The sequence below is a fragment of the Pseudomonas sp. S11P7 genome (assembly GCF_023195435.1).
Taxonomy (GTDB): Bacteria; Pseudomonadota; Gammaproteobacteria; order Pseudomonadales; family Pseudomonadaceae; genus Aquipseudomonas; species Aquipseudomonas fluorescens_G.
Map to the genome: position 1 here is coordinate 1,986,212 of NZ_JALPKS020000002.1, position 23,610 is coordinate 2,009,821.

Annotated in this window: 26 protein-coding genes and 1 pseudogene; 14 read left to right on the forward strand and 13 right to left on the reverse strand. The window is 60.3% G+C overall.

Annotated features, from left to right (window positions below; all coding sequences use genetic code 11):
- Positions 1–11: 11 nt before the first annotated feature.
- A complete protein-coding gene (locus M0746_RS09255; RefSeq protein WP_258448906.1) occupies positions 12–1,553 on the reverse strand; it encodes a class I SAM-dependent methyltransferase in 1,542 nt (513 codons plus the stop codon).
- A gap of 330 nt (positions 1,554–1,883) precedes the next feature.
- Positions 1,884–2,345: a hemerythrin domain-containing protein gene (locus M0746_RS09260; protein WP_258448907.1), complete on the reverse strand. Its 462-nt coding sequence runs from the start codon at positions 2,343–2,345 to the stop codon at positions 1,884–1,886.
- A 335-nt stretch (positions 2,346–2,680) separates the two neighbouring features.
- Here M0746_RS09260 and M0746_RS09265 point away from each other — a divergent pair, with 335 nt between their 5' ends.
- The 4 genes from M0746_RS09265 (at position 2,681) to M0746_RS09280 (ending at position 5,483) form a co-directional block, all read left to right on the forward strand.
- Positions 2,681–3,907, forward strand: coding sequence for a zinc-dependent alcohol dehydrogenase (locus tag M0746_RS09265; RefSeq protein ID WP_258448908.1), 1,227 nt, complete (start codon positions 2,681–2,683; stop codon positions 3,905–3,907).
- Positions 3,908–4,004: 97 nt separating this feature from the next.
- Entirely contained in the window at positions 4,005–4,505 is a 501-nt protein-coding gene (locus M0746_RS09270) for a CinA family protein (RefSeq protein WP_258448909.1), read from the forward strand.
- Positions 4,506–4,509: 4 nt separating this feature from the next.
- Entirely contained in the window at positions 4,510–5,028 is a 519-nt protein-coding gene (locus M0746_RS09275) for a hypothetical protein (protein ID WP_258448910.1), read from the forward strand.
- Between the two features lie 8 nt (positions 5,029–5,036).
- The gene (locus tag M0746_RS09280; RefSeq protein WP_258448911.1) at positions 5,037–5,483 is read left to right on the forward strand and encodes a DUF421 domain-containing protein; all 447 of its coding nucleotides are present in this window, start codon (positions 5,037–5,039) and stop codon (positions 5,481–5,483) included.
- A gap of 47 nt (positions 5,484–5,530) precedes the next feature.
- Here the strand turns inward: M0746_RS09280 and M0746_RS09285 are convergent, their stop codons facing one another.
- Positions 5,531–5,746: a PLD nuclease N-terminal domain-containing protein gene (locus tag M0746_RS09285; RefSeq protein ID WP_090283927.1), complete on the reverse strand. Its 216-nt coding sequence runs from the start codon at positions 5,744–5,746 to the stop codon at positions 5,531–5,533.
- Between the two features lie 191 nt (positions 5,747–5,937).
- On the opposite strand from M0746_RS09285, the gene M0746_RS09290 reads away from it, so the two are divergent.
- The gene (locus tag M0746_RS09290; RefSeq protein ID WP_258448912.1) at positions 5,938–7,065 is read left to right on the forward strand and encodes a saccharopine dehydrogenase family protein; all 1,128 of its coding nucleotides are present in this window, start codon (positions 5,938–5,940) and stop codon (positions 7,063–7,065) included.
- Entirely contained in the window at positions 7,065–7,556 is a 492-nt protein-coding gene (locus M0746_RS09295) for a DUF2269 family protein (RefSeq protein ID WP_258448913.1), read from the forward strand. The genes M0746_RS09290 and M0746_RS09295 overlap by 1 nt, the downstream gene beginning before the upstream one ends.
- Positions 7,557–7,672: 116 nt before the next feature.
- On the opposite strand, the gene M0746_RS09300 is transcribed toward M0746_RS09295, so the two are convergent.
- The gene (locus M0746_RS09300; RefSeq protein ID WP_446731264.1) at positions 7,673–8,389 is read right to left on the reverse strand and encodes a sulfite exporter TauE/SafE family protein; all 717 of its coding nucleotides are present in this window, start codon (positions 8,387–8,389) and stop codon (positions 7,673–7,675) included.
- A gap of 174 nt (positions 8,390–8,563) precedes the next feature.
- Here M0746_RS09300 and M0746_RS09305 point away from each other — a divergent pair, with 174 nt between their 5' ends.
- Positions 8,564–9,433, forward strand: a complete 870-nt coding sequence (locus M0746_RS09305; protein ID WP_258448914.1) for a LysR family transcriptional regulator — start codon at positions 8,564–8,566, stop codon at positions 9,431–9,433.
- Between the two features lie 3 nt (positions 9,434–9,436).
- Here M0746_RS09305 and M0746_RS09310 read toward each other — a convergent pair whose 3' ends face one another.
- The gene (locus M0746_RS09310) at positions 9,437–9,907 is read right to left on the reverse strand and encodes a thiol-disulfide oxidoreductase DCC family protein (protein WP_258448915.1); all 471 of its coding nucleotides are present in this window, start codon (positions 9,905–9,907) and stop codon (positions 9,437–9,439) included.
- A gap of 206 nt (positions 9,908–10,113) precedes the next feature.
- On the opposite strand from M0746_RS09310, the gene M0746_RS09315 reads away from it, so the two are divergent.
- The 3 genes from M0746_RS09315 to M0746_RS09320 all read left to right on the forward strand — a co-directional run bounded on the left by M0746_RS09315 (position 10,114) and on the right by M0746_RS09320 (position 11,930).
- Positions 10,114–10,527 (forward strand): PaaI family thioesterase, encoded by a 414-nt coding sequence (locus M0746_RS09315; protein ID WP_258448916.1) that lies wholly within the window; start codon positions 10,114–10,116, stop codon positions 10,525–10,527.
- A 192-nt stretch (positions 10,528–10,719) separates the two neighbouring features.
- Entirely contained in the window at positions 10,720–11,133 is a 414-nt protein-coding gene (locus tag M0746_RS29190; protein WP_342454984.1) for an MFS transporter, read from the forward strand.
- A complete protein-coding gene (locus M0746_RS09320; RefSeq protein WP_342454985.1) occupies positions 11,067–11,930 on the forward strand; it encodes an MFS transporter in 864 nt (287 codons plus the stop codon). Before M0746_RS29190 ends, M0746_RS09320 begins: the two co-directional genes overlap by 67 nt.
- Before the next feature lie 17 nt (positions 11,931–11,947).
- Here M0746_RS09320 and M0746_RS09325 read toward each other — a convergent pair whose 3' ends face one another.
- The 3 genes from M0746_RS09325 to M0746_RS09335 form a co-directional block, all read right to left on the reverse strand.
- The gene (locus M0746_RS09325) at positions 11,948–12,865 is read right to left on the reverse strand and encodes an AraC family transcriptional regulator (protein ID WP_258448917.1); all 918 of its coding nucleotides are present in this window, start codon (positions 12,863–12,865) and stop codon (positions 11,948–11,950) included.
- A gap of 80 nt (positions 12,866–12,945) precedes the next feature.
- On the reverse strand, positions 12,946–13,203 hold the full coding sequence (locus M0746_RS09330) for an Atu4866 domain-containing protein (protein WP_258448918.1): 258 nt from the start codon (positions 13,201–13,203) through the stop codon (positions 12,946–12,948).
- Between the two features lie 150 nt (positions 13,204–13,353).
- On the reverse strand, positions 13,354–14,118 hold the full coding sequence (locus tag M0746_RS09335; RefSeq protein WP_258448919.1) for an SDR family NAD(P)-dependent oxidoreductase: 765 nt from the start codon (positions 14,116–14,118) through the stop codon (positions 13,354–13,356).
- 238 nt (positions 14,119–14,356) lie between these two features.
- Here M0746_RS09335 and M0746_RS09340 point away from each other — a divergent pair.
- Positions 14,357–15,225 (forward strand): annotated as a pseudogene (locus M0746_RS09340) (helix-turn-helix domain-containing protein).
- A gap of 174 nt (positions 15,226–15,399) precedes the next feature.
- A complete protein-coding gene (locus tag M0746_RS09345; protein WP_258448920.1) occupies positions 15,400–16,134 on the forward strand; it encodes an SDR family oxidoreductase in 735 nt (244 codons plus the stop codon).
- A gap of 99 nt (positions 16,135–16,233) precedes the next feature.
- Here the strand turns inward: M0746_RS09345 and M0746_RS09350 are convergent, their stop codons facing one another.
- The 3 genes from M0746_RS09350 to M0746_RS09360 are packed head-to-tail and all read right to left on the reverse strand — an operon-like array spanning position 16,234 to position 20,314.
- The gene (locus tag M0746_RS09350; protein ID WP_258448921.1) at positions 16,234–17,586 is read right to left on the reverse strand and encodes a c-type cytochrome; all 1,353 of its coding nucleotides are present in this window, start codon (positions 17,584–17,586) and stop codon (positions 16,234–16,236) included.
- Positions 17,587–17,603: 17 nt separating this feature from the next.
- Entirely contained in the window at positions 17,604–19,859 is a 2,256-nt protein-coding gene (locus M0746_RS09355; RefSeq protein WP_258448922.1) for a xanthine dehydrogenase family protein molybdopterin-binding subunit, read from the reverse strand.
- Positions 19,859–20,314: a (2Fe-2S)-binding protein gene (locus tag M0746_RS09360; protein WP_203418363.1), complete on the reverse strand. Its 456-nt coding sequence runs from the start codon at positions 20,312–20,314 to the stop codon at positions 19,859–19,861. The genes M0746_RS09355 and M0746_RS09360 overlap by 1 nt, the downstream gene beginning before the upstream one ends.
- Positions 20,315–20,629: 315 nt before the next feature.
- Between M0746_RS09360 and M0746_RS09365 the strand changes: the two genes are divergently transcribed.
- Positions 20,630–21,151: a cyclophilin-like fold protein gene (locus M0746_RS09365; RefSeq protein WP_258448923.1), complete on the forward strand. Its 522-nt coding sequence runs from the start codon at positions 20,630–20,632 to the stop codon at positions 21,149–21,151.
- Between the two features lie 40 nt (positions 21,152–21,191).
- On the opposite strand, the gene M0746_RS09370 is transcribed toward M0746_RS09365, so the two are convergent.
- Positions 21,192–21,848: a glutathione S-transferase gene (locus M0746_RS09370; protein WP_258451458.1), complete on the reverse strand. Its 657-nt coding sequence runs from the start codon at positions 21,846–21,848 to the stop codon at positions 21,192–21,194.
- Between the two features lie 183 nt (positions 21,849–22,031).
- Between M0746_RS09370 and M0746_RS09375 the strand changes: the two genes are divergently transcribed.
- Positions 22,032–22,604: a TetR/AcrR family transcriptional regulator gene (locus M0746_RS09375; protein WP_258448924.1), complete on the forward strand. Its 573-nt coding sequence runs from the start codon at positions 22,032–22,034 to the stop codon at positions 22,602–22,604.
- 55 nt (positions 22,605–22,659) lie between these two features.
- Here the strand turns inward: M0746_RS09375 and M0746_RS09380 are convergent, their stop codons facing one another.
- Positions 22,660–23,529 (reverse strand): NmrA family NAD(P)-binding protein, encoded by an 870-nt coding sequence (locus tag M0746_RS09380; RefSeq protein ID WP_258448925.1) that lies wholly within the window; start codon positions 23,527–23,529, stop codon positions 22,660–22,662.
- Between the last annotated feature and the right edge of the window lie 81 nt (positions 23,530–23,610).

A 23,610-nucleotide genomic window follows, 5' to 3' on the forward strand; every position in this document is an offset into this window, starting at 1 on the left:
CGTTCTGTACATCAAGCGATTTTCAACGCCTTGAGTACCACCAGCGATTGGTCGGCGAACGCCTGCGCCTGTTCGGTCAATTCAGCCAGGTTTTCTTCAGCAGTGAGCAACGGCTGGTCGCCCTTGACCAGCACTTCGCTTTGTTCGCTGAGCACACTCCACGCCAGTTGCGCCCATTCGGCCGGGTGCTTTCTGCCTTGTTTGATGGAAATCAGGAACAGTTGCTGGAAGCGGCTGACCGTCACGCCACCGCCGGTGACCGGGCTGGACAGCACCTGAACCCTGGCGGTGAACAGGGAGCGTTTGCACAATTGCAGATTGAGCGCCGCGCAGCGGTCTTGCACTTGCAACTCGGCCGCCTCGCTCTGGCACGGCGCCACGACACCCATGCCGACCAGTACGGCAAGCGCTTGTTCGAGATCGTCGAAGGTCAGCGGTGCTGCCGCCGCAAGCAACTGGCGCATTGATTTTGCGGCATACGCCTGGTCCGCCAGTGCGTCCAGCACCGGGCCGTAGATCTCCACTTGCAACGAGGCTTCGCCAGCCGGACCAGTGACGGCGGTGGGTACGCTCGTTGCCGGTTGCAGCAGCACGAAGCGCGTATGCAGCATCTGCGCGCGGCGCTCGGGCGCAGACAGACGGTTGGCGCCGCGCACGTACAGATCGCGGCGGAAATGCTGATTGACGAAGTAGTCGCGCGCCTGCTCGCGCATGACCGGGTGCTCAATGGTTTCAAGGAAATCCATGGCCTCCGCGCTCAGGTTCAGCGGGTCGACCGAATCCAGTGGCACTGCTGTCGTCGCGTAGTCGAGCTTGGCGGGTGCGAGGGCATCGACCATGTCGGCGAAATACATGCAATTCCAGTCGCGATTGAAATATTCATGGGCGACGTACTGACGATCCTGGCCCTTGATGCTCTGCAGTCGCGCACCCAGACTCGGCGCGGCCGCAGCGTATTTTGGATTGGCCGCCAGCAACGCCTCGGAAAACTGCAACGCGGCGTCGATGCGCTGATCCGGGCGCGTCGTGGCATTGGCAAACCGATCATGCAGACTGAACAACTGGCGCAACGGCGCCGACGGCGACCAGCCCGGAAAACTGTTGTAGCTGACGTACAGATGGCCGCCGGGTTTGAGGTGACGACGGGTGAACTCGAGGATCAGCTTCTGATTGTCACGGCTGACCCAGGTCCAGATACCGTGCAGGCTGATGCTGTCGAATTGCGGCAGGTCAGAGCGCGCCAGCAACTGTTCGAAGCTGTCGTCGTAGAGACGGGCGCCATTGTTGGCTGCCGCTGCCAGCTCAACGGCATAAGCCGCCTGACCCGGATGAAAATCCGTACCGACGAACGTCCCCGGATTGGCGGTGGCGTGGATATTGATCGACACGCCCTGACCGAAGCCGAGTTCGCAGTGATAGCCGTCGGTAGTGTCCAGACTGGCAAAGCCGCGCAACAACAGGCAGTAGCGCTGGAACACCGGGTTGATCTCCCGGCTGTAGCTGTAGGTGTAGCCTTCGTCGGTGAAATAGCCTTCGTTCCAGGCGTTGCTCATGGTTGACGTCTCTTGTTCTTGAAATGAAAGCAGTCGTTATAAGGGGTTGTCGGGGCGCGCTACAAGCGAAAAGACAAAGTCAAAAGCCCCTCACCCTGGCCCTCTCCCGGAGGGAGAGGGGACTGACCGCGTTGTTTAGCCCTGAGATGTCGACACGGAATACCGAGTTGAATGCCAGTCCTGAAACCAACCGAGATCGGCTCCCTCTCTCTCGGGAGAGGGCTGGGGTGAGGGGAGAACGCACCGCAGTACCCAAACCGAACATATTTCGCCTTCACCCTGAGCACCAAAAAAAGCCCAGCCAAAGCCGGGCCAAACCACGCGTAATCCTTAAGCAGCCAGTTCCTTCTTGTAGCTGGCCTTCATGGCCTCCATCTGCGCGCCCAGCTCATCGAGCTTCGCCTTGCCCAACAACTGTTTGGCCTTGGGAAACATCTCCGATTCCTCTTCTTCGATATGGTGCTCAAGCAACTCCTTGACCACCTTCACCCGGCCAGCAAACTCAGGCGTGCCCGGGTCGGTCTCTTTCAAATCCGGCAGCACCAGCGAATCCACGGTGCGGTGTTCTTCCTTGGCTTCGTAATACATGACGTCCTCTTCCTTGCTCCCGGCTTCCTTGAACGCGGGATAAAGGATTTCCTCTTCGAGGCGCGTGTGAATCGAGACTTCCATCTCCAGCCTGGTCAACAGCTCGGCGCGTTTTTTCAACGCCCGTTCAGTCGACTCGCTCAGTTGGCTAAGGATGTCTTTTACTTTTTCATGATCGGCTTTGAGTAGGTCGATGGCGTTCATTATTTTGGCCTCTGCTATCACGGTATGAACACAGGCCTCTATGGGCCGTGCGGGTGTATTCCCTATCTCCAACGCATGAGCTGTGCCAACTTGCACCGATCGGCCAAACCGCGCTGGATCGAGGCTTTGCCGGAGCCGCGATAAAACCGCTTCGTGCACTCTGCATGAAGCGCATCGTGCACGCCTTGCAGATTCCAATCTGAGAAAAAGCCGAGCCTTTTGCTAACGCAGCCATTGATCCGCCGGGGCAAAATTTCACTGAACTCATACAGAACGCTGCGCTTCCGAAATGAAGAGACCCAGACCCTTTCATTGAACAGGAAGAGGACCTTGCCATGCGTGCAATGACCTACCACGGCGCTCACGATGTGAGAGTCGAGACCGTGCCGGACCCGAAGCTCGAAGCCGCCGACGACATCATCCTGCGTGTGACCGCGACCGCCATTTGCGGCTCTGACTTGCACTTGTACCGAGGCAAGATTCCCACCGTCGAGCACGGCGATATCTTCGGCCACGAATTCATGGGCATCGTCGAGGAAACCGGGCCAGAGGTGACCGCGGTGCAACGCGGTGATCGTGTGGTGATTCCGTTCGTGATCGCCTGCGGTGGCTGCTTCTTCTGCCAGATGGAGCTCTATGCCGCGTGTGAAACCACCAATCCCGGTCGCGGCGCAATCCTCAACAAAAAGTCCATCACACCGCCGGCGGCGTTGTTCGGCTTCAGCCGCTTGTACGGCGGCATTCCCGGCGGGCAGGCCGAGCTGGTGCGTGTGCCCAAGGCCAACACCGGGCCGTTCAAGGTGCCGGGCACCCTGGCGGACGAAAAGGTGTTGTTCCTCTCGGACATCCTCCCGACTGCCTGGCAAGCGGTGAACAACGCGCAGATCGGCCAAGGCTCAACTGTCGCGATCTACGGCGCCGGCCCGGTCGGCCTGCTCAGTGCGGCCTGCGCGAAAATGCTCGGTGCCGAGCAGATCTTCATGGTCGATCATCACCCGTATCGACTGGAATACGCGCAGCGCACCTATGGGGTGATTCCGATCAACTTCGATGAGGACGACGATCCGGCCGACACCATCATTCGGCAGACGGCCGGCCATCGCGGCGTCGACGGGGTGATCGATGCGGTGGGGTTCGAAGCCAAGGGCAGCACCACCGAAACGGTGCTGGCCACGCTCAAGCTCGAAGGCAGTAGCGGCAAGGCCTTGCGCCAGTGCATCGCCGCCGTACGGCGGGGCGGGGTGGTCAGCGTGCCCGGTGTGTATGCCGGGTTCATTCATGGCTTCCTGTTTGGCGATGCGTTCGACAAGGGCCTGACGTTCAAAATGGGTCAGACCCATGTCCAGCGCTACCTGCCGGAACTGCTCGGGCATATCGAAACCGGCGCGCTGCAACCCGACGCGATCATCACTCACCGGCTCTCGCTGGAACAGGCAGCCGAGGGCTACAAGCTTTTCGACAAGAAACAGGAAAACTGCCGCAAGGTGATCCTCACGCCCGGCAGCAGCGATGTGCCGCTGACGGAAAACGCAGAGACGCCGCCGTTGGTGCCCGCCACTTGAGGTGGGGCGGCGAGCCCGGCAGGAACCGGGCTCGCCGAACGTGGGAATGATCACCGCGGCATGCGGTCAACCGGCAATAACTCCAAGAGTGAACGTCATGTCCATCGCCAAGGAAACGGTCGACTATCTGCGCGACCATTCGCTGACCATCACCACGGCGGAATCGTGCACCGCCGGCAACATTGTCATGCTGCTGTCCGAGGTGCCGGGCAGCGGCCAACTGATCGAGAGCGGTTATGTGGTGTATTCACCGCAAGCCAAGCAACGGCTGCTGCATGTCAGCCCGGACACTATCGAAACCTTCAACCTGACCAGCGTTGAAGTCGCCGCTGAAATGGCGGTCGGCGCGTTGCGCGACAGCACCGCCAACGTCGCCGTTGCGACCACCGGCATTCTTGGTCCTGACGACGTCGACGGCATTGCCGCCGGCACCGTGTGCTTTGCCTGGGCCTTCCAACTGGACGGTCAACACGCCGTGTTCACGCGCCAGCAATGGTTCCCCGGTTCGCGTGTTGAGGTGCAGCAAACCGCCTCGGAATTCGCCTTGCAGCAGCTACCGCACTTCCATCAGCGAGCCCTGCGTGGCGAGCGAGGCTGAACCGATGAAAACCGACCGCGATCATCCGGACCTGCAAAGCAGGGATTACCCGGTGCGCGAAGACATGGCTTATCAAGCGAAGGTCTGGCGTTTCGAAAGATGCGGCTGGTACGTGCTGGTGTTGTTGGTGGTGCTCGGGCTGCTGGGGCTGTTTTCGCGCGGGGTCATCAGCACGCGGGAAGTCAGCAGTGACGACGGCCACCTGCACGCAGAGTATGAAATGTTTCACCGCAGTGGCTCGACCAACGCGATGAAAATCAACCTGAGCGGCAAGCCCGATGCGACGCTGGAACTGGATATCGGTGGCGAGCTGCTGGAGGGCTTCAGTGTCGAAACCCTGCAGCCGCAACCGCTGCGCTCGCGCAATTCGGCGCAGGGCATGCGCCTGTGGTTGCAGGCGGACGGGCAGGGCCAGGCAACCCTGTACCTGACGCTGCGCGGCGACGGCCTCGGGCTGTTTCGCAGTCGCATCGAATCGCCCGGTTCAACGGGTGTTGAGCTGGTTCAATTCATCTTTCCGTAGGTGACACCATGGATTCCGTATTGCGCGCAGTCGCGATGTATCTGGCCCTGATGGTGCTGTTCAAAATCGCCGGACGCCGTTCACTGGCCGAGCTGACCACGTTCGATTTCGTCCTGCTGATGATCATTGGTGAAGCCACCCAGCAAGCGCTGCTCGGCGACGATTTTTCGCTGACCAATTCGTTGCTGGTGATCGTCTCGTTGATCGCGATCGACGTCGGTTTTTCGTTGCTCAAACAGCGGTCAGGCTGGGTGTCACGCCTGATCGACGGCGAACCGACAATCATCGTCGAGAATGGCAAGCTGCTGCACCGCCGACTGCGTCATGCGCGGCTGATTGAGGCGGATGTGATGGAAGCGGCGCGCTCGAGCCAAGGCATTGAAACGATCGATCAGATCAAGTTCGCGATCATCGAGCGCAACGGCAAGATATCGGTGATCCGTCAGGATTCCTGAAAACGCTGGCCGCCAATCCAAGAGAATTGCGGCCAGCGTGGCAAATATCAGCGGCCTGGATTAGACGCCGTGTCGTGACGAATATGTTTAGGCCCGGCCAGTGCCCAGGCGATCAGGCCGAACAGCGGCACAAACACGATCAGCACGATCCACACGCCTTTGTTGCTCGATTTGCCCTCGCTCTTGCGCACCCGATTGATGGCCCACAGCTCGATCAGCACCAGCACTGCCGCCAGTACGATCCACACGGTTTCGATTTGCATAGGCTACCTCCTGATGGTCTATGCGTTAGGTGGTGTGGGGTTCGTTGGGTTCATTTAATTTCACGTTTTGCGATGTTTGCACTTAACCGATTACACGCTAGCTGCCAAAGTTTTTTGTAACGGCTTCACCCATGGTCGGCCGACCTTCAGCGCTATATCCTGCATGCCTGTGGAAATTAGGGAAGAATTGCATGCCGTTCAGGGTGATGGTGGTCGGTGGTTACGGAAATTTTGGCAGTATCGTTTGCCAGCATCTGATCTCGATGCCGTTTATCGGTCTGGTGCTGTCGGGACGTGATCCGCGCAAGTTGCAGGACAAGGTCGACCAATTGCAGGCGCAGTCCGGCGCGGTCTGCGAGGGCTGGTGCGGTGATGCGATGGGTACGGCGTTCAGCGACGCATTGCGCGCGCTGAATATCCAGTTGGTGGTGCACACCGGCGGGCCGTTTCAGGGGCAGTCCTACGCGGTGGCGGAAAGCTGCATCGCGGCCGGCGTGAATTATTGCGATCTTGCTGACTGCCGCACCTTCGTCAATGGCATCGGCGTGCTCGATGCACGGGCGAAACAGGCGGGCGTGGCGATCCTCAGCGGCTGCAGCTCGGTGCCGACGCTGTCGTCAGCGATCATCGACGAGCAGCACCAGCGCTTTTCGCGGATCGACGCGATCGAGCACGGGATTTCCTCGTCGGCGAAAATGCCGGGGCTGTCGACCATCGAGGGCGTGCTGGCCTACGCCGGCAAACCGATCAGGCAACTGAAGAACGGCAAGGTCCATGAAGTCTCCGGCTGGCTCGATCTGACCTTGCGCAAGATGCCACAACTGGGCACACGCCTGCTGGCCAATGTCGACGTCCCGGACATGGACATCTTCGCCGCTCGCTACGGCGCGCAGACCTTGCGCTTCAAGGCCGGCGCCGGGCTCAAGCTCGGTGGCCTCGCCAATGGTCTGTTGGCGCAGGCATTGAAACTCGGCCTGGTGCACGACCATGCGCTATGGGCCGCGCGGCTGCATCGTCTGGGCACGCGTTTCGAGCGATTCGGCGACGGCAAAAGTGCGATGTACATCGATGTGCAGGGGTTGGGTCTTGATGGCCGACCGTTGACGATGACCGCGCAGCTCACCGCGCTTAACGACAAAGGCCCGGAAATCCCCAGCTGCGCTGCTGTCGCACTGGCGAGCAAAATGGCCCAAGGCTACGTACCGTCCGCGGGCGCACGCCCTTGCGTGGGCGAAATCAGCGTTGACGAATACCTGACTGCGATCAACGATCCGCATAACCTGAGCCTGTCGGTGCAGTTCTCGGACGGGCAGCGCTGATGCTGTATCTATGCCTGAAATACCTGCATGTGATCGCAGCGATTTTCCTCTTCGGGTTCGGCATGGGTTCCTACCTCTACCTGATCGCCGCCAGCCGCACGGCCAACCCGCAAGTCATCGCCCACGTCGCACGCATGGTGGTGCGCTTCGACACCTGGATCACCACGCCGGCAGGCTTTGTGCAGATCATCACTGGCTATGGGCTGCTGCGTCTTTCCGGGTTGCCCATCAGCACCGACTGGATACTGACGTCGCTGATCATCTTCGTCTGCGTCGGCGCGTTGTGGCTGCCGGTTCTGCTGCTGCAGAAACGACTCTGGCAGATGGCCGTGCAGGCCAGTGAGGCGGGCGCCGTCCTCGATGTGCGCTATGCGAACGTGTACCGCGCGTGGTTCTGGATGGGCGTGCTGGGATTCGCCGGGATGTTTGTCATCGTGCTGATGATGGTGACGAAGATGACGCCGGGTCAGTTGCTGGGTTATTGGCTGTAGCGGTTGAATCCATGTTTTCGAAAACGCCGTTGGTGATACGGGGCTGGCAAACGCCAGCGTCGGTTCCTAAGAGAATAGTGACAAGCCCATTCTGCCGATCAAAAAAACCAGCAGAATCAAAAAAACACCCGAATGAACCCGCTTCCGTAGCGTAGGGCAAGGACCACTCCGGTCACTGAACCCAACATGTTGCACAGGGCGACGACAGCGCCGACGGTCCACAACACATTGCCGGACGGAACAAAAAATAACAGTGCTGCGCCGAATGTCCCCAGGTTGACCAGTTTTGCCGAGGCCGAGGCGTTGAGAAAATCGAATCCAAACACTTTGACGAATACGAAAAGAAGCAGGCTACCGCTACCAGGGCCAAAGACGCCGTCGTAAAAACCAATAAGGCCGCCAAAGAAAACGCCTAATGCGATTTCCCTCGGACCACATTCAATATTTGAACTCGTCAGCCCTAACTTTTTTTCGCTGAACGTATAAATGGCCATGGCTATGAGGATAAAAAAGACAACAAACTCCATGAGTCTTTTCGGCACGATTGAAACGGAGAAGGCGCCAATAAAGGCAAATATAAAAGCCGAACACATGGTCGGCAGCATCAAGCGCCAAAGGATTTTTATGCGTTTCACATAGCTGAATATGGAAGATAAGTTTCCTGCCAGAACAGCCAGTTTATTAGTGCCGAAAACCGTGGCCAGACTTTGTTGGGGCAGCGCATGTAACAGTGCCGGCAACTGAACGAGCCCACCGCCACCCACCGCAGCATCAATCAAGCCCCCGCAAAAAGCAAAAAAGCCCAGCGCGATCAGAGCTTGCTCAATGGACATAAGGAATAACTGTTTTCAGTTTCAATAGCCGACGCTCCTTACGGGCGATTCCTTGTTGTCCGCAATGGGCCAACGTGCGCTTGTCCATGTAATAGAGGCAATGAATAACGTGTTTGAGGGCTTGCAACAAGTGACTTATAGTGTGCGTATCATTCACTTTTGATGAGTAATGACATGGAGTTGTCTCAGCTGACGATGTTCAAGACAGTGGCTGATCAAGGAAGCATCGTGCGCGCTGCTGAGTTGTTGCACTGTGTCCCTTCCAACATCACCAACCGGATCAAGGCACTGGAGCGGGAGCTAGGGGTTTCGTTGTTCATCAGGCAAGGCAGGGGGCTGGTTATCAGCCCATCCGGGAGTTTGTTTCTCGGTTACGTTAACAAGATCCTGTCGTTGTGCGCGGAATCACAACGAGTCCTGGACCCATCAGCTGCGCCTTCAGGGGTATTGAAAATCGGCGCTATAGAGTCTTCCGCCACGGGTAGATTGCCGAGGCTGTTATCGAAATTTCATCAACTTTATCCAGCCGTGCAAATGCAATTTCGCACAGCAGACTGGTCGCAGTTATCAAACGATGTAGTCAAGCATGAACTGGATGGCGCTATCGTTGCGGTAAGGCCCGATCACCCGGATCTGCATGTTATTGAAATATACGAGGAAGAGTTGGTGCTGATTGCCTCTCCGGCTGCCGGGCGGATAAACAAACCGCAGGATCTGGCTGCGGTCGATATATTCATGTGGCCTGAAGGTTGCCCTTATCGAGGTGCACTGCTTGGTTGGCTGAAAAAGCATGGCGTAGAAAGTGCCGTAACCAGTATAGCCAGTTATGGCACCATCCTCGGTTGCGTCAGTTCTGGTGCCGGTGTGTCGTTAGTCCCTAGAGGTATTTTTGAGCAGTTCAAAAGGATCGGCAGCATAAGCGCTTTTACTTTTGATGATTTGCTGCCAGTCACTAATTATTTTATATCGAACAAGAACGTTGACTTGCATCGTGCAAGAGACAGGTTTGCCGATCTTTTGAAGGAAGAGTTTCAAGGCCTGTGACTGCTATTTTTCGCTGAATGGCAGCGGGGGCATCTTCAGAAAACGCAACTCATGGTCCGCATTGGGCAGCAGGCAGGTGTCGTACTGGCCGAACAGCCGATAGCGGTTCAGCGCGATGCGGTCATACGCCCAGTCGCGCAGGCGTCGAGGCAAGACGCGCAGCAGGCGCAGCGGCTGCCAAGGGGCTGGCAATTGGCGGATCACTTCAAGGAACGCATCCGAACGTTCCCAATAATGTCGATCGCGAATTACCGCCATGGTGTCGAACTGATCCACCGGCAACCCGGCCCACGCCAGCAGTGCCTGGCCTTCTGGGGATTGCACGGCGGCCAGGCGCACGCGGCGCTGGTGATCATGGCGAATCAGGAAACGCGCCCAGCCGTTGCAGAGCTTGCAGACACCGTCGAACAGAACCACGGTTTCGCCGGGTTTGAGGAATGGCGCGGGGGTAGGGCGGGTGCTTGGGCTTGGCATAGGGTGAGTTCGAACGGGGGCTGATGTGTTGCGATTATAGCCGTCGCGCTTTATCTGTCAGTGCCTCTCATTTCTGGCTCGCAGTTTATGCCTGCACATTCCACATACAGATTGTTGTGGCCCGATCAGGCAATCACACATAGAACCGAGTAGGAGCAGTGTAGGCAGGTCTACATCGCCGGTGAATGACGGCACTCGGAGCAAACATGAACGCCACTGTAATCCCCGAAGGTTTCACGCTGTTCAGCCGCAGCAGTCCATTACTCGATCTGCTGGGCCCGATCTACGCACGCGGCAGTGGTCTGCAACTGGAACTCGGATTGTTGACCGACGCCAGGCACGCCAACGGCCGTGGCACGTTGCATGGCGGTGTGTTGGCGACGTTGGCCGATGTCGGGATGGGGTACGCCATGGCGTTTTCCAGCGACCCTCCGCAGCCGTTGATTACCGCGAGCATGACTCTGGATTATCTCGGTGCCGTGCAGATCAATGAATGGCTGGAGGTGCGCCTCGAGCATTCGAAAAGAGGTCGGCAACTGGCGTTCGCCGCTGTCAGCCTGCATGTCGGTGAGCGCACGGTGGCGCGCGCCAGTGCGGTGTTTGCTGTGCCTGTGAGCTGAACGCGAGTCTACGCTGCACGGTTACTGAAATTACGGCCGTCATATTTACAGGCGAAAATTATTATGACCATAATGCTGCGCCCTCGGTGCAGTCGTTGGCTGCTGTCCTGGATTGCGCGCGAGGGTATTTGATACAACCGGGACCCCAAATGGATCGGGGCATTGTTCTCCCCATCCACTTCGGATACAGCCATGCACACATCCACTCGTTCCAGCGTATTGCTCGCACTCCTGATCGGGCTTTGCGGCCTCGGGGAAATTTCCACGCAGTTGCTGATTCCCAGCCTGCGCGAACTCGAGTCAGGCCTTGGCGCGGCGCCGGGTGCCTCGCTGGCAGCGTTGTCGATGTTTGTCGCCGCTTTTGGTCTGGGTCAGTTGTTCTTCGGCCCGCTTTCGGATCGCCTCGGCCGGCGCCCGCTATTGCTCGCTGGCGTTGCGACTTACGTGCTGGCTTCGCTGTGGATGGCGTATGCGCAGAGCATGGACGAATTCATCGTCGGCCGTGCTCTGCAGGGGTTGGCGCCTGCGCGGCGCTGGTGGTGGCGCGCAGCATTGTGCGCGATGTGTGGAAAGAGCGCGCCGGACCGATCATGGCCATCACGGTGATCGGCATGCTCAGTACCATCATGCTCTCACCTGTAATCGGCGGGTTGATCGCCACTCACGCCGGCGGCTGGCGCGCGGTGGTCATGGCGACGGTATTGTTCGGCGCACTGGCGCTGATCGCCTCGCTGTTTTTCAAGGAAACCCATCTGCAGCGTGACCCGCAGGCCGGGCGCTTGAAAACACTGATGGGCAATTATGCGGCGCTGCTCAAGGGCTCGTCTGTGCGCAGTTTTTCGGTTGCCATCGCCTGCACTTACGGCGCGATGTTCAGCTTCATCGCCGGCTCATCGCGGGTGTTCGTGGGCCAGCTTGGCTTGAGCCCGACGCAATACGGTCTGCTGTTTGGCAGCATCGTTTCCGGTTTGATTGCCGGTGCGGTGTACACCAACCGCACCATCATCAAGTCTGGTCCGGAAAAGATCGTTGCCCTAGGCACCGGCCTGGTTGCGGTAGGCGCCAGTCTTTCGTTCATCATTCACCAATTCGCTGGCCCATCGGTCACCGGTTTGATGCTGCCACAGGTATTGCTGACGCTGGGAGCGGGCATGGTGCTGCCCGGTTCGGTTGCTGGCGCGGTGATTCCCAATCCGACCCGGGCAGGGCTGGCGGCAGGTTTCATCGGCTTTGCGCAAATGGCCGGTGCGACCGTTGCCGGTTTGCTGCTCAGCCGTCTGCAGGACGACACTGCCTTCGCGATGGTCGCGCTGAATGCCGCGTTTGCCATCGCCGGTTTTGTGATATTCCGCATAATGCTTACGCGTAAACCTCGCGCCGCGAAGCTCGCACTGGGCGAATAAAGCGAGCTGCTAGTCGCTCACGCCAGGCTCCGCGCACTGCTGATATCTTTCGAGGGCGGCGAGCCGAACTGGCGGCTGTACTCACGGCTGAATTGCGAGGGGCTTTCATAGCCGACGCGATAACAGGCGCTCGCCACGTCCAGCCCCTCACCGAGCATCAGCCGGCGGGCCTCCTGCAGGCGCAGTTGCTTCTGGTATTGCAGCGGGCTCATCGCCGTCATGGCCTTGAAGCGGTGATGCAAGGTTGAGCTGCCGAGGTTGGCGATGCGCGCCAGTTCCTCGATGCGCAGCGGCTGGGTGTAATGGCTGTTCAGCCAGTCGATCGCCCGCGAAACGCGGCGCGCTTGCGAATCACCCATGGCCAGTTCATACAGGCGACGCCCGTGGACGCCGCGCAGCAGGCGGTAGTACATCTCGCGCAAGGCCAGCGGTGCGAGCATGCCGATGTCCCGTGGAGTTTCCAGCAGGCGCACCAGACGCAGCATGGTTTCCAGCAGCGGCACGTCGATGGTTTCCAGAAACATCCCACGCTCGGGCTCGTCCGGCACGCCCGTCGGCGGCGCATCGGCGATCACCTGCGCAAGATCGGTGGCTTCGAAATCCAGGCGGATACACAGATAAGGCGCCTCCGGGCTCGCCTGCAAGACACGACCGGACACCGGCAATGTGACCGAGACCACCAGGTAATTCAGCGGGTCGTACCGGTAGCAATCCTCGCCGAGGCCGACTTCCTTTCGCCCCTGCAAAATCAGGCACAGCGCCGGTTTGTGCACGGTGTGAATCAGCTCGGTGGGCTGGTCCATGCGAATCACGTGCAGTGGCGCGATAGCGGTCTCGTAGATCCCCGGCTCGGCAAAGCGCTGGGTCAGCGCACGGATCAACTCAGTGCGATAGAGCGCGGTGTTTTGCAAAAGGGAAGCATCGCTCGGTTGCATGTCAAACACTCGTAAAGATTGAGGAACGTCTGCCCGGAAATGTTCAGGCAGACGGTCAGGTCCCGGCTTCATCCGTTCGCTCATTGCCGGTAGAGAATCATGCCGGCGTGATAGAGCGCATCGTCACGAAAATGCCCGTCAGCGGTGAACCCGGTGTCGTCCCAATACTGGATATAGTCGCCCGACAACACATAGCGGCCCTGATAGGCACTGCTTTTTTTACCACGGGCTTCGTCATAGCGACCAGTGCCCAGAAGCTGATGACGGATGAAGCCATCGGCCGTCACCCACATACCGACATAGCGGTTTTCTTCAGTGATGTGTTTAGCGCGTTTCATAAGGGTTTCTCCTCATTTCGCCTGTGGCCGTCCGTGGCCCGTCGGTGCGTCCGTTGCTGATGTTCAGGTTACGTAGCGGGGAGGGCGCGGCGTTAGGCCGATACTGCCGCAGATCTGCCTGATCCTGCTTTGCCTGCGCCTGGCGCTGGCTCAGCCAGCGGTGACGGTCATACCGCCATCGGCCATGACCACCGCGCCGACCATGAAGCTGGCACGGTCCGAAGCGATGAACGCGACCACTTCAGCGATTTCTTCGGGCTGCGCAGCGCGGCCGATGGGCGCGTTTTCACCGTGTTGCGCCAGGAAAGCGGGGCCATCGTCGACCACGTCGTTGAGAATGTTGGTCACCACATCACCGACGCCGACGGCATTGACGCGAATGCCATGACCGATTACTTCCAGGGCCAGGGTGCGGGTCAGTTGTGCCAGTGCGCCTTTCGAGGCCGTGTAGGCGGCAATGGTCGGAAAGGCGAAATACGACGCATAGGACGCGATGTTGACGATCGCACCGGACTTGTTCGGCATCATCGCTTTGACCGCTTCGCGACTGTGCAGGAAAGCGGCGGTGGCGTTGACCGCCTGAATGCGCTCCCAGTCCTCGCGGGTCATGTCGACCACCAGTTTGTTGATAATGATCCCGGCGTTGTTGACCAGAATATCCAGGCGGCCGAACTGCTCAACGGCCAGGGCTACCGCACGTTCTGCGGCGCCGTCTTCGGTGATGTCCGCCACCAACGGCACCAGGCCGGGGCGGGCCAGTTCCTGCACGGCGGGGTTGAGGTCCTCGGCAATGACTTTGGCGCCACGGGCGTGCAGCAACAAGGCAATCGCCTTGCCGATGCCGCTGGCTGCGCCGGTGACCAGGGCCACTTTGCCCATCACTTCGTTTGGTGTGCTGTTGTTGATCTCGCTCATGATCTTTCTCCACGTTGATCCAGTCAGGCCTGCCTTGCCAGCCACGTTTGGCGCTGGTGTCGGCGACGACTCAACTGTCTCGCAATGCGTGGGTGTCGACTTTCGCAGGCTTGCCGAGGCTGTCGGAGTTTTGCGCCCAATATGCTCACAGCTGGGCTATTGTCAGGTTTCGCAACCACGGAAATGAAAGGGCCGTTTCATGGCGAATACTACTCAGATGCGCATAACAGGCGAGTCCATGGCTGATTACCTGCCGGGCGAACCCCTCGCGCTGACTTCGCGGCCGCAAATTGACGATGTCGTGATTCAGCTGTTCAGCCATCGCAGTATCGATGAGCCGATCACGGTGCCGGCGGTGGTAGAACCGTTGATGGTGTTGGTTCTGGCAGGCGCGGCGAGGGTGGAGGAACGGGCGCTGGGTGGTGAATGGGAGGCGACTGAGGTCAGCGCGGGAGACTTTTTCTCACCCAGTCGGATGAGCCCTATGAAATGCGCTGGCAGACCCACGGTGGCGAAACCTTTGAAGTCATGCACCTTTATCTGGGCTTGCCGCTGATCGAACGGGCGTCGCGCGAGCTGTCCGGGCAGGCCAGTGCGCTGTTGCGTTTGCGCGATGTTTCGGGCGCTCGTGATTCGCACATCACGTTTGTCCTGCAGCAATTGCGCAGCGAACTGATCGAGCAACGCACGCCCAGCGCACTGTTCGCCCAGTCGCTGGCCCAGGCGCTCGCCGTGCACCTGCTGCGCACCTATCCGGCCGAGTCCCAGGCGGGGCGTCGGGTCAACGCGCTGCAGGCTTACAAACTGCGCAAAGTCACCGACGCGATGGCCGCGCATCTGGACGACGAATTCAGCCTGGCAACATTGGCGGCGCTCGCCGAGCTCAGCGAATACCACTTCAGCCGCCTGTTCAAACGCGCCACTGGTCTGGCGCCTTCGCAGTATTTCATCCGTTTGCGCATGGCCCGCGCGCGGCAACTGTTGCTCGAGTCGCAGCGCAGCGTAATCGACATCGGTCTGGAGGTCGGCTATTCCAGTGCCAGTCACTTTTCGCAGGTGTTTCGTCGTGAAGTGGGGGTCACGCCCAGCGAATTTCGCGGTACTTGAAGAGGTGGCGTCGGTAAATCATCACCGCGCACTCAGACACGAATAGGCAAACCTCACGCAGCTTTCGGCACGCGCTCACCAGGCCTGCGCGCTTAACCTTTTCGACGTACCCAGCCAACACCCCGCACCCCGCGGCCCGGCTGACTTCCCATGCTCTGAGCAGGAGAAACGGATATGTCGAACATTCAAAACAAAGTCGTATTGATCACCGGCGCCAGCAGCGGTATCGGCGAAGCCGCCGCGCGACTGATCGCAGCCAAAGGTGCCCACGTCGTACTCGGTGCCCGCCGCACCGAACGCCTGGAAAAACTGGTCGGCGAGATCCGCAACGAAGGCGGCTCGGCCAGCGCCCGTGCGCTCGACGTGACCGACATGAACTCGATGCAGGCCTTCGTTGAATTCGCCAAGGCGCAGCACGGCAAGGTCGACGTGATCATCAACAACGCCGGGGTCATGCCGCTGTCGCCCCTGGCTGCGCTGAAGGTCGATGAATGGAACCAGATGCTCGACGTCAATGTGCGTGGCGTGCTGCACGGTATTGCCGCGGTGTTGCCGGGAATGGAAGCGCAAGGCTTCGGTCAGGTCATCAACATTTCCTCGATTGGCGGCCTCGCGGTGTCACCGACCGCCGCCGTGTATTGCGCGACCAAATTCGCAGTCAGAGCCATCTCCGATGGCCTGCGCCAGGAAACGGACAAGATCCGCGTGACTGTGGTTTGCCCGGGTGTGGTCGAGTCCGAACTGGCGGATTCGATTTCCGATGAGGTGGCGCGTGAGGAAATGCGCGCGTTCCGCAGCGTAGCGCTGGAGGCCGATGCGATTGCGCGAGCGTTGGTTTACGCGATTGACCAGCCTGACGATGTCGATGTCAGTGAGATTGTCGTGCGGCCGGTGGCCAGTCCGCATTGATCGGTTGAGACAAGTCGCCGGTTTACAAAGCGTGCGACGTTCTCATTGAAAGTAAAATGCCGGTCCCACGCGGGACCGGCAATTGCTGTCTCAGCGCTGCTAACGCATCTGCAAAATAATCGGACTGCTGCTCGCCGGATCCGTGTGTTCGCGCAGTTTGCCGACCGCCGCGGCATCGACCGCGCTGGCCTGATTGCCCCAGGTACTGCGCATGTACGTCAGCACCTCAGCGATCTGCTGATCCGACAGTTGTTCGCGGAAGGCTGGCATGCGATAGGCGTCCGGTACGCCGGCGGCGACGACACGCTGCGAGCCGTTGAGGGTGATGTTGATCGCGGATGCCTGTTCCTTCGCCAGCGCGGAAGTGGCGCCGGCCAGCGGCGGCATCCATTCGGCCTGGCCCTTGCCGTCGACACCGTGGCAAGACGCGCAGCGGGTGACGTAAGTGTGCGCGCCGGGGGTGTCCAGGCTTGGCGCGGCAGAGGCCTGCTGATATTGCCAGGGTGGGCCGTCACGTTGCGGATCGCCGGGTAGCGATTTCAGGTAATGGGCGATGGCGCTCAGATCTTCGTCGCTCATGAACTGCGTGGAGTTGTTGAACGCTTCGGTCATCGAGCCGTAGACCACCGCATGGCGGTTGCGCCCGGTCTTGAGGAACTGGACGATTTCCGCCTCGTTCCAGCGCCCGAGCCCGGTGTTGTGATCGTCGCGCAAACTTGGCGCGTACCAGCCATCGAGCAATGCGCCGGCGAGGTACGGTTGACCGGATTCATCGAGCGCTTTCTCGTTGAACGCCAAGCCGCGTGGCGTGTGGCAGCTGCCGCAATGCCCGGCGCCCTGGACCAGATAGGCGCCACGGTTCCACTGTGCATCCTGCGAGGGTTTGCTGGCGTAAGGTTCGGCGTCGACAAACACGCCGTTCCACATTGCAATCGGCCAGCGCAGGTTCAGCGGCCAGGGAATCGAACTCGGCTGGTTGGCCTGCTTGACCGGCGGTACGCCTTTCATGAAAAACCCATACAGCGCGCGCACGTCGTCATCACTGAGCTTGGCATACGAGGGATACGGCATCGCCGGGTACAGACGCCGACCACCCGGCGCTACGCCATGGCGTACGGCGCGGTCAAAATCGGCGAGGCTGTAGCGGCCAATCCCGGTGTCTGCGTCCGGGGTGATGTTGGTCGCATGGATTACGCCCAGCGGTGTGGCCATTTCCAGGCCACCGGCGAACGGCGCGCCGCCCGGCACGCTGTGACAGGCCACGCAGTCGCTGAGGCGGGCGACGTATTCGCCGCGAGTGACCAGCGCCGGGTCGATGTCGGCGACGCTGAACGGTGGTTTTTCCAGGGGCGAGACGGGCTCACGGGTGACATACCAGGCCAGCAGACCTGCCGCGATCAGACACGGCACGGCCAGCCAGCCAGCGGTTCTTGCGAATCGGCTGTTGTTCATAAACGCTCCGGCGCTGATCAGGCGAAAGTGTGGCGGCTCATGGGCAGGCTGCGAATTCGCTGCCCGGTCAGTGCGGCCACCGCGTTGGCCACGGCGGGCGCGACGGCCGGCAGTGGCGGTTCACCGATGCCGCCCATTTTTTCCCCGCTTTCAACGACACGCACATGCACCCTGGCCATGCGCGCAGGCGCCAGGATCGGATACAGGTCGTAATTGCGCGCACGCGGTTTGCCATCGAGCCACACGGCTTCCTCGACCAGCGTCTGCGACAGCCCCAACGCCACGGCGCCGTTGACCTGCGCCTCGACAATCGCCGGATTGACAATGCTGCCGGGGTCGATCGCCTGCCAGATGTCGTGCACCTTGACCTGGCCATTTTCGATCGACACCTCGGCAATCACCGCCGTCTCGGTGCCGAACGGCGATGCCATCGCCACACCGCGCGCACGCCGACTGCCATCCTCGGCAGTAAACGGTCCGCGTTTCCAGCCGCCCGACAACTCGGCCACCGCTTGCAACAGAGTGGTCAGCCGAGCGTTGTCGCGCAGCAGATGCAGGCGCAAATCGAACGGGTCCTTGCCGCCCTTGTCAGCCAGTTCGTCGAGGAACGATTCATAGAAAAAGTCGTTGAGCGAATTGCCCACCGAACGCCAGTAACCGAGCATGGCCGGGCCTTTGACGTAGATCTGCGCGATGCGCTTGTTGGCGATCGCATAGGACTTCCCGGACAAGCCTTCCAGCGCCGTCGGGTCAAGCTTTTCGCCTTGCTTGCCGGCGATCGCTTCGGTGGGGCCTTCGGTGGCGCTAACGGCTTCGATTGCCAGCGGCCAGCCGTCGTTATCCAACGCACCACGGAAATTGACCGCCGCCACCGGACGCAGCACGTCACGCAGGAATTCCTCTTCGCGGCTCCAGATCAGTTTGACCGGCCGTCCGACCGCCTTCGCCAGCGCGATGGCCTGCGGGTACGGACTGGCCGAGTCGTAGAGAAAATGCCGACCGAAGAACCCACCCAACAGCGGCGAGTGCAAGGTGATTTTTCCAGGTTCGAGACCGGTGCGTTTGGCGATGTCGGCGCGATACAAGTCAGGTGCCTGATTCGGCAACCAGACTTCCAGCGAGCCATCGGCATTGAAACGCGCCAGCGCCGACGGCGGTTCGAGTTGCGCGTGATTGAGGTACTGGTTGTGATACGTCGCATCGATGCGGGTTTTCGCGTTGGCCAGACTCGCGGCCACGTCACCCTCGTTTTCATCGTCACGGGCCGGGCCTTTTTCCGCCGCCAGACGCTTTAAATACGCATCGCTGGAAAAGTCCGCCGGCATGACGCGGACCGGGCTGTCGGCACCCGGTTCCTGCCAGTCGACCTGGATCGCCTCGACCGCGCGTTTGGCGTGCCACCAACGCTCGGCGAGCACCGCCACGGCGCCGGGCAGGCGGTGTACCGAATGCACCCCTTTCATCGCCTTGACCTGCTCTTCGTTGCGCAGACTGCCCACGGTCATGCCCAGACGCGGCGCGTGCTGAACGGCGGCGTGGAGCATGTCGTCGACCTTCAGATCGATGCAGTAGAGCGCCTTGCCGGTGGACTTGTCGTAAGCGTCGATGCGCTTGACCGGCTTGCCGATCCAGCGGAACTGGCTTGGATCGCGCAGCTTGACGCTGACCGGATCGGGCACTGGCAGGTCCATGGCGCGTTCGGCCAACTCACCGTAAGTCAGCGAGCGGCCGGATGCGGCGTGCAGCACTTTGCCCGGTTCGGTGCTCAGTTCGCTCACCGACACGCCGAGCCGTTCGGCGCCCGCTTGCAAGAGCATGGCGCGGGCGAGGGCGCCGAGCCGGCGCATCACCGGATAGCTCATGCGCACCGACATGCTGCCACCGGTAATGCGCATGCCATTGTCCATCACCACATACGCTTCGCCGGGCGGCGCGGCTTCGACCAGGAACGTCGCCGGATCGGCGTCGAGTTCTTCGCCGACAATCTGCGCCATCGCCGTGAAGGTGCCTTGGCCACCTTCCATGAACGGGCACATCAGGCGCACGCGGTTGTCCGGGCGAATTTCCAGAAACGCCGGCACCTGCGTACCGCGTTCGCTGGTCGTGGCAGCCGCTGCAGCAGCGAACGCCCGGGGCGCGCCGAGTGGCAGACCGAAGCCCAGCACCAGCGCACCGACGGCGGTGCCGGTGAGAAAGCGGCGGCGGGAAAGGTTGATCGGCGTCGTCAGGTCAGGCAACGAGGATTGTGCAGTGGTTTCGCTGGAAACTTTCATCAGGCGTCCCTCTTGCCAGCCAGCTCATGCACCGCGGCATGAATGGCGTTGTAAGTGCCGCAGCGACACAGATTGACCATCGCCGCTTCGATCTGCGCATCGCTGGGCGCGGGGTTGTGCTTGAGCAGCGCGGTCGCGGCCATGACCTGGCCGGACTGGCAATAACCGCACTGCGCCACTTGTAATTCGACCCAGGTCGCGACCACACGCTTGCCCACCTCATCAGACTCGATGGCTTCAATGGTGGTGATGTCGCGGCCAACCACACCGGCCACCGGCGTGACGCACGAGCGCACCACATTACCGTCGACCAGCACCGAGCAGGCGCCGCACTGGGCCAGGCCGCAGCCATATTTGGTGCCGGTCATGCCGAGGTCATCGCGCAGTACCCAGAGCAAGGGCGTATCGGCGTCGGCATCGACCTGAACGGTCTTCTGATTGATTCGTAGTTCCATGGGTTCACCCGCCTGATCATCGGTTGACGTGCAGTTTTTATAAGCATCGGGCGCCGCGCCGCGTGAGCGTGTTTTTCGCTGAGGCTGGCGAGCTGTGAAATCCGCCTCGCATGCGTCCTGGCGCGGTTGCGCTTGTTGATCGGACTCTATGGCCTCGCGCGTGCATTGGGTATCCATGGCGGAGCAAGTCCAGAGGATCAGGCAAGCATTCAAGAGGATTGCGCTAGAGAGGAGGGCAATGGGTCGTGAGAATGTGTCGAACTGTTACGGCGGAACTGGCAAAAGTGAAGAGCGATCAGTGAGAGGAATTTCGAGATGATTGAACGCAGGGCCCGGATCATCGGGTGGCGTAATCTTGCGGCCATGCTGGCCTGTGCTGCGCTGACTCTCTCGCTCATGGCGCAAGGCGCAGCGCTTGACCCGCCTGCGGTGCAACCCGTTGCAAGCACAAAGGAGTCTTCCATGCCCGGTCACGCTCATGTATTGCCCAGACTCAAGCTCGGATTTGCCGGGGGAGGCCGTGGTGGAATTGAACGACAACACGGTTACGCGCGACCTCATGTCGATGTTGCCGCTGACGTTGCAGTTCAGCGATCACAACCGGGTCGAGAAGATCGCCTACCCCCGCGCAAGCTCAAGACGACCGCCGCGCCGTTCGGATTGAAACCCGCCGTCGGCGATTTCGCGCTGTATGCGCCATGGGGCAATCTGGTGGCGTACTACCGCGAATTCGAGAGCTCCAGCGAGCTGGTGCACTTGGGCCGCTTTGTCTCAGGGCTTGAGCAGCTTGCGGCAATGGAAGGGGAGTTCAGCGTCACTTTGCAAGCCGTGGATTGATCGATGCCGCCCCGATACCGGGGCGGCAACTCCCGGTTTATCAGCGTTGCGTATCACCCTGCGCAACCATTGCCCGCCATTGCTGCACGCTTGGCCGCTCCTGCACCCGCGCATGCCACGCCTTCAACGCCACACATTCGTCAGGCACCGGCAGCTCAACCAGCGCTGCGAAAATCATCCCGCCCAGCACGGCAATGTCGGCCATGGAAAAATCCTCGCCGGCGACATAAGGCTGATCGCGCAGAACGTTATCGAAGTAGTGCATGCCGCGCACGGCCTTGTCGCGCATGCGCAGGCCCCACTCGGCGTTCTGATACAGCTCGACCTCAGGCCCAAGGCCTGGTGTGGCGTGGTGGAAGTACACGCTGACCGCATCGAGAAATTCGATCTCGGCGCGTTTGGTCATCATGTGGATCAGGCCTTTTTCCACCGGCGTGCGACCGGTCAGCGTCGGGTTGTCATCGAGGCTGTCGAGGTACTGAGTGATCGCCGTGCACTCGGCGATCAGTGTGCCGTCCTGCAGCTCCAGCAACGGCAGCGTGCCGGAGTAGTTGAGGTGCAGGAATTCAGCTTGCTTGTGCTCGCCGGTCCACAGGTTGACCGACACGAACTCGATGCGCGACAGCAGCGATTTTTCTGCCAGCGCAATGCGCACACGGGCCGGGTAGGGGCCGTTGTACCAGTCGTGAATTTTCATCATCGGCAGCGAAGAAGGGTCGATCACAGCACTGGAATAAGTCATTTCGGGTTACCTGCCTGTCATTTGGTAGGTTTTAGATTGCGGCCAGTTTTGCTGGGTGTCAACCCTACCTTCCAATTGGCAGGTAATCGTTCTGAGCGTACACTCCACGCCATGATCGAACGCATTGAGGACATTAAAGTGAGTGTGAACGCGCGCGAAGCGATACTTGAGGCGGCTAAAACCGCCGCACAGCTGCATGGCTACAGCGGCATCAATTTCCGCAGCATCGGCGAAGTGGTGGGCATCAAGAACGCCAGCATCTACTACCACTTCCCGAGCAAGGCCGATCTGGGCGCAGCCGTCGCCGAGCGCTATTGGCAGGACGCGGCGCAAGTGCTCGAAGGCATTCGCCAGGCCAATCCCGATGCGCAGCGCTGCCTTACGTTGTATCCATCAATCTTTCGCACCTCGCTGGAAAGCGGCAACAGGTTATGCCTGGCGAGCTTCATGGCCGCCGAATATCAGGACCTGCCGGACGAAGTCAAAGCGCAGATCAAGCGATTTGCCGAGGCGAATATCGAGTGGCTGACCGAGGTGTTGGTCAGCGCTGGTTCGGCGGATGAAGAACGCTGTAAGGCGCGTGCCCGGGCGATTTACGCGGCGGTGGCCGGTGCGCAATTGATTGCACGCAGTCGGGGAGATATTGGGTTGTTTGACGAGTTGATCGGCAGTTATGTCGAGGCGGGGTTGATCGCTCTTGTCACCGAGTGAACAGACGCTTCACGTCGGGGCAAGGCTGGTGCCAAACCTGCCCCGTCGTTAATGGTTAAGCCCCGGCAACCGTCTCCCGCACGAAATCTTCATACGTGCGCAACGGGCGGCCGATGATCGACTCCAGTCGGCGTTCAGCGCCTTCGCTCGCCCGCATGCCGAATGCCTGAATCCCCGACATCATCAAGCGCATGTCATACGCCAGCCACGCGGGGCCGTAGGTAGCCAGTTGCGCCTCGAACGCGGCGACATCGTCGCCGCCATAAGTGATTTGGCGACCCAGTGCCAAACTCCACACCTGCGCTACCGATTCGCCGGTGAGCGGGCGTGGTCCGACCAATTCCAGCGCAATACGCTCCAGCGCCGCAGGTGCCTGATCGCGGCGCAGCAACTCGGCGACAGCGACGTCGGCGATGTCCCGGGCGTCGATCATCGCGACGCCAGCCGAACCGATGGGCATCGGGTAGAGGGCGTAGTTCTCGATGGTTTGCTGCACCATCAGATCGTTCTGCATGAAGTAGGCCGGGCGCAGAATGGTCGCCGGCAGGTCGAGGCTTTCGATCATCCGATCAACGGCCCATTTGCCGGTGAAGTGCGGCACATTGGTGAAGCGGTCGGCATGAATCACCGAGAGATAAACGATGCGCTCGATCCCCGCTTCCCGAGCGAGGTTCAGCGTGATCAGCGCTTGCGTGACCTCATCGGGCGTCACCGCATTCAGCAGGAACAGGGTACGCACCGGTGCCAATGCAGCCCGCATCGACGGCACGTCGGTGAGGTCGGCAACCACTTCCGTCACGCCCGCCGGGAACTCGCGCTTGCCCGCCTGGCGCACCAGGGCGTGGACCTCGGCGCCCGCCTCAACAAGGCCAGCGGTAACCAATGAACCAATGGTGCCCGTGGCACCGATAATCAGAATGCTCATGTTCAATCTCCTGCGTTAAGAATCTGTCGATGACCAGAAGATAAGGTGTTGCGCTGATAAAGCGCAGATACCAATATCCGG

Excerpts from the sequence above, each read along its gene's own strand:
- M0746_RS09355 (WP_258448922.1), bottom strand. The coding sequence starts at position 19,859 with ATGAAAGTTTCCAGCGAAACCACTGCACAATCCTCGTTGCCTGACCTG.
- M0746_RS09360 (WP_203418363.1), bottom strand. The coding sequence starts at position 20,314 with ATGGAACTACGAATCAATCAGAAGACCGTTCAGGTCGATGCCGACGCC.
- M0746_RS09350 (WP_258448921.1), bottom strand. The coding sequence starts at position 17,586 with ATGAACAACAGCCGATTCGCAAGAACCGCTGGCTGGCTGGCCGTGCCG.
- M0746_RS09310 (WP_258448915.1), bottom strand. The coding sequence starts at position 9,907 with ATGCCAAGCCCAAGCACCCGCCCTACCCCCGCGCCATTCCTCAAACCC.
- M0746_RS09270 (WP_258448909.1), top strand. The coding sequence starts at position 4,005 with ATGTCCATCGCCAAGGAAACGGTCGACTATCTGCGCGACCATTCGCTG.
- M0746_RS09275 (WP_258448910.1), top strand. The coding sequence starts at position 4,510 with ATGAAAACCGACCGCGATCATCCGGACCTGCAAAGCAGGGATTACCCG.
- M0746_RS09330 (WP_258448918.1), bottom strand. The coding sequence starts at position 13,203 with ATGAAACGCGCTAAACACATCACTGAAGAAAACCGCTATGTCGGTATG.
- M0746_RS09305 (WP_258448914.1), top strand. The coding sequence starts at position 8,564 with ATGGAGTTGTCTCAGCTGACGATGTTCAAGACAGTGGCTGATCAAGGA.
- M0746_RS29190 (WP_342454984.1), top strand. The coding sequence starts at position 10,720 with ATGCACACATCCACTCGTTCCAGCGTATTGCTCGCACTCCTGATCGGG.
- M0746_RS09335 (WP_258448919.1), bottom strand. The coding sequence starts at position 14,118 with ATGAGCGAGATCAACAACAGCACACCAAACGAAGTGATGGGCAAAGTG.
- M0746_RS09300 (WP_446731264.1), bottom strand. The coding sequence starts at position 8,389 with ATGTCCATTGAGCAAGCTCTGATCGCGCTGGGCTTTTTTGCTTTTTGC.
- M0746_RS09380 (WP_258448925.1), bottom strand. The coding sequence starts at position 23,529 with ATGAGCATTCTGATTATCGGTGCCACGGGCACCATTGGTTCATTGGTT.
- M0746_RS09345 (WP_258448920.1), top strand. The coding sequence starts at position 15,400 with ATGTCGAACATTCAAAACAAAGTCGTATTGATCACCGGCGCCAGCAGC.
- M0746_RS09365 (WP_258448923.1), top strand. The coding sequence starts at position 20,630 with ATGATTGAACGCAGGGCCCGGATCATCGGGTGGCGTAATCTTGCGGCC.
- M0746_RS09285 (WP_090283927.1), bottom strand. The coding sequence starts at position 5,746 with ATGCAAATCGAAACCGTGTGGATCGTACTGGCGGCAGTGCTGGTGCTG.
- M0746_RS09325 (WP_258448917.1), bottom strand. The coding sequence starts at position 12,865 with ATGCAACCGAGCGATGCTTCCCTTTTGCAAAACACCGCGCTCTATCGC.
- M0746_RS09370 (WP_258451458.1), bottom strand. The coding sequence starts at position 21,848 with ATGAAAATTCACGACTGGTACAACGGCCCCTACCCGGCCCGTGTGCGC.
- M0746_RS09295 (WP_258448913.1), top strand. The coding sequence starts at position 7,065 with ATGCTGTATCTATGCCTGAAATACCTGCATGTGATCGCAGCGATTTTC.
- M0746_RS09280 (WP_258448911.1), top strand. The coding sequence starts at position 5,037 with ATGGATTCCGTATTGCGCGCAGTCGCGATGTATCTGGCCCTGATGGTG.
- M0746_RS09255 (WP_258448906.1), bottom strand. The coding sequence starts at position 1,553 with ATGAGCAACGCCTGGAACGAAGGCTATTTCACCGACGAAGGCTACACC.
- M0746_RS09260 (WP_258448907.1), bottom strand. The coding sequence starts at position 2,345 with ATGAACGCCATCGACCTACTCAAAGCCGATCATGAAAAAGTAAAAGAC.
- M0746_RS09290 (WP_258448912.1), top strand. The coding sequence starts at position 5,938 with ATGCCGTTCAGGGTGATGGTGGTCGGTGGTTACGGAAATTTTGGCAGT.
- M0746_RS09265 (WP_258448908.1), top strand. The coding sequence starts at position 2,681 with ATGCGTGCAATGACCTACCACGGCGCTCACGATGTGAGAGTCGAGACC.
- M0746_RS09315 (WP_258448916.1), top strand. The coding sequence starts at position 10,114 with ATGAACGCCACTGTAATCCCCGAAGGTTTCACGCTGTTCAGCCGCAGC.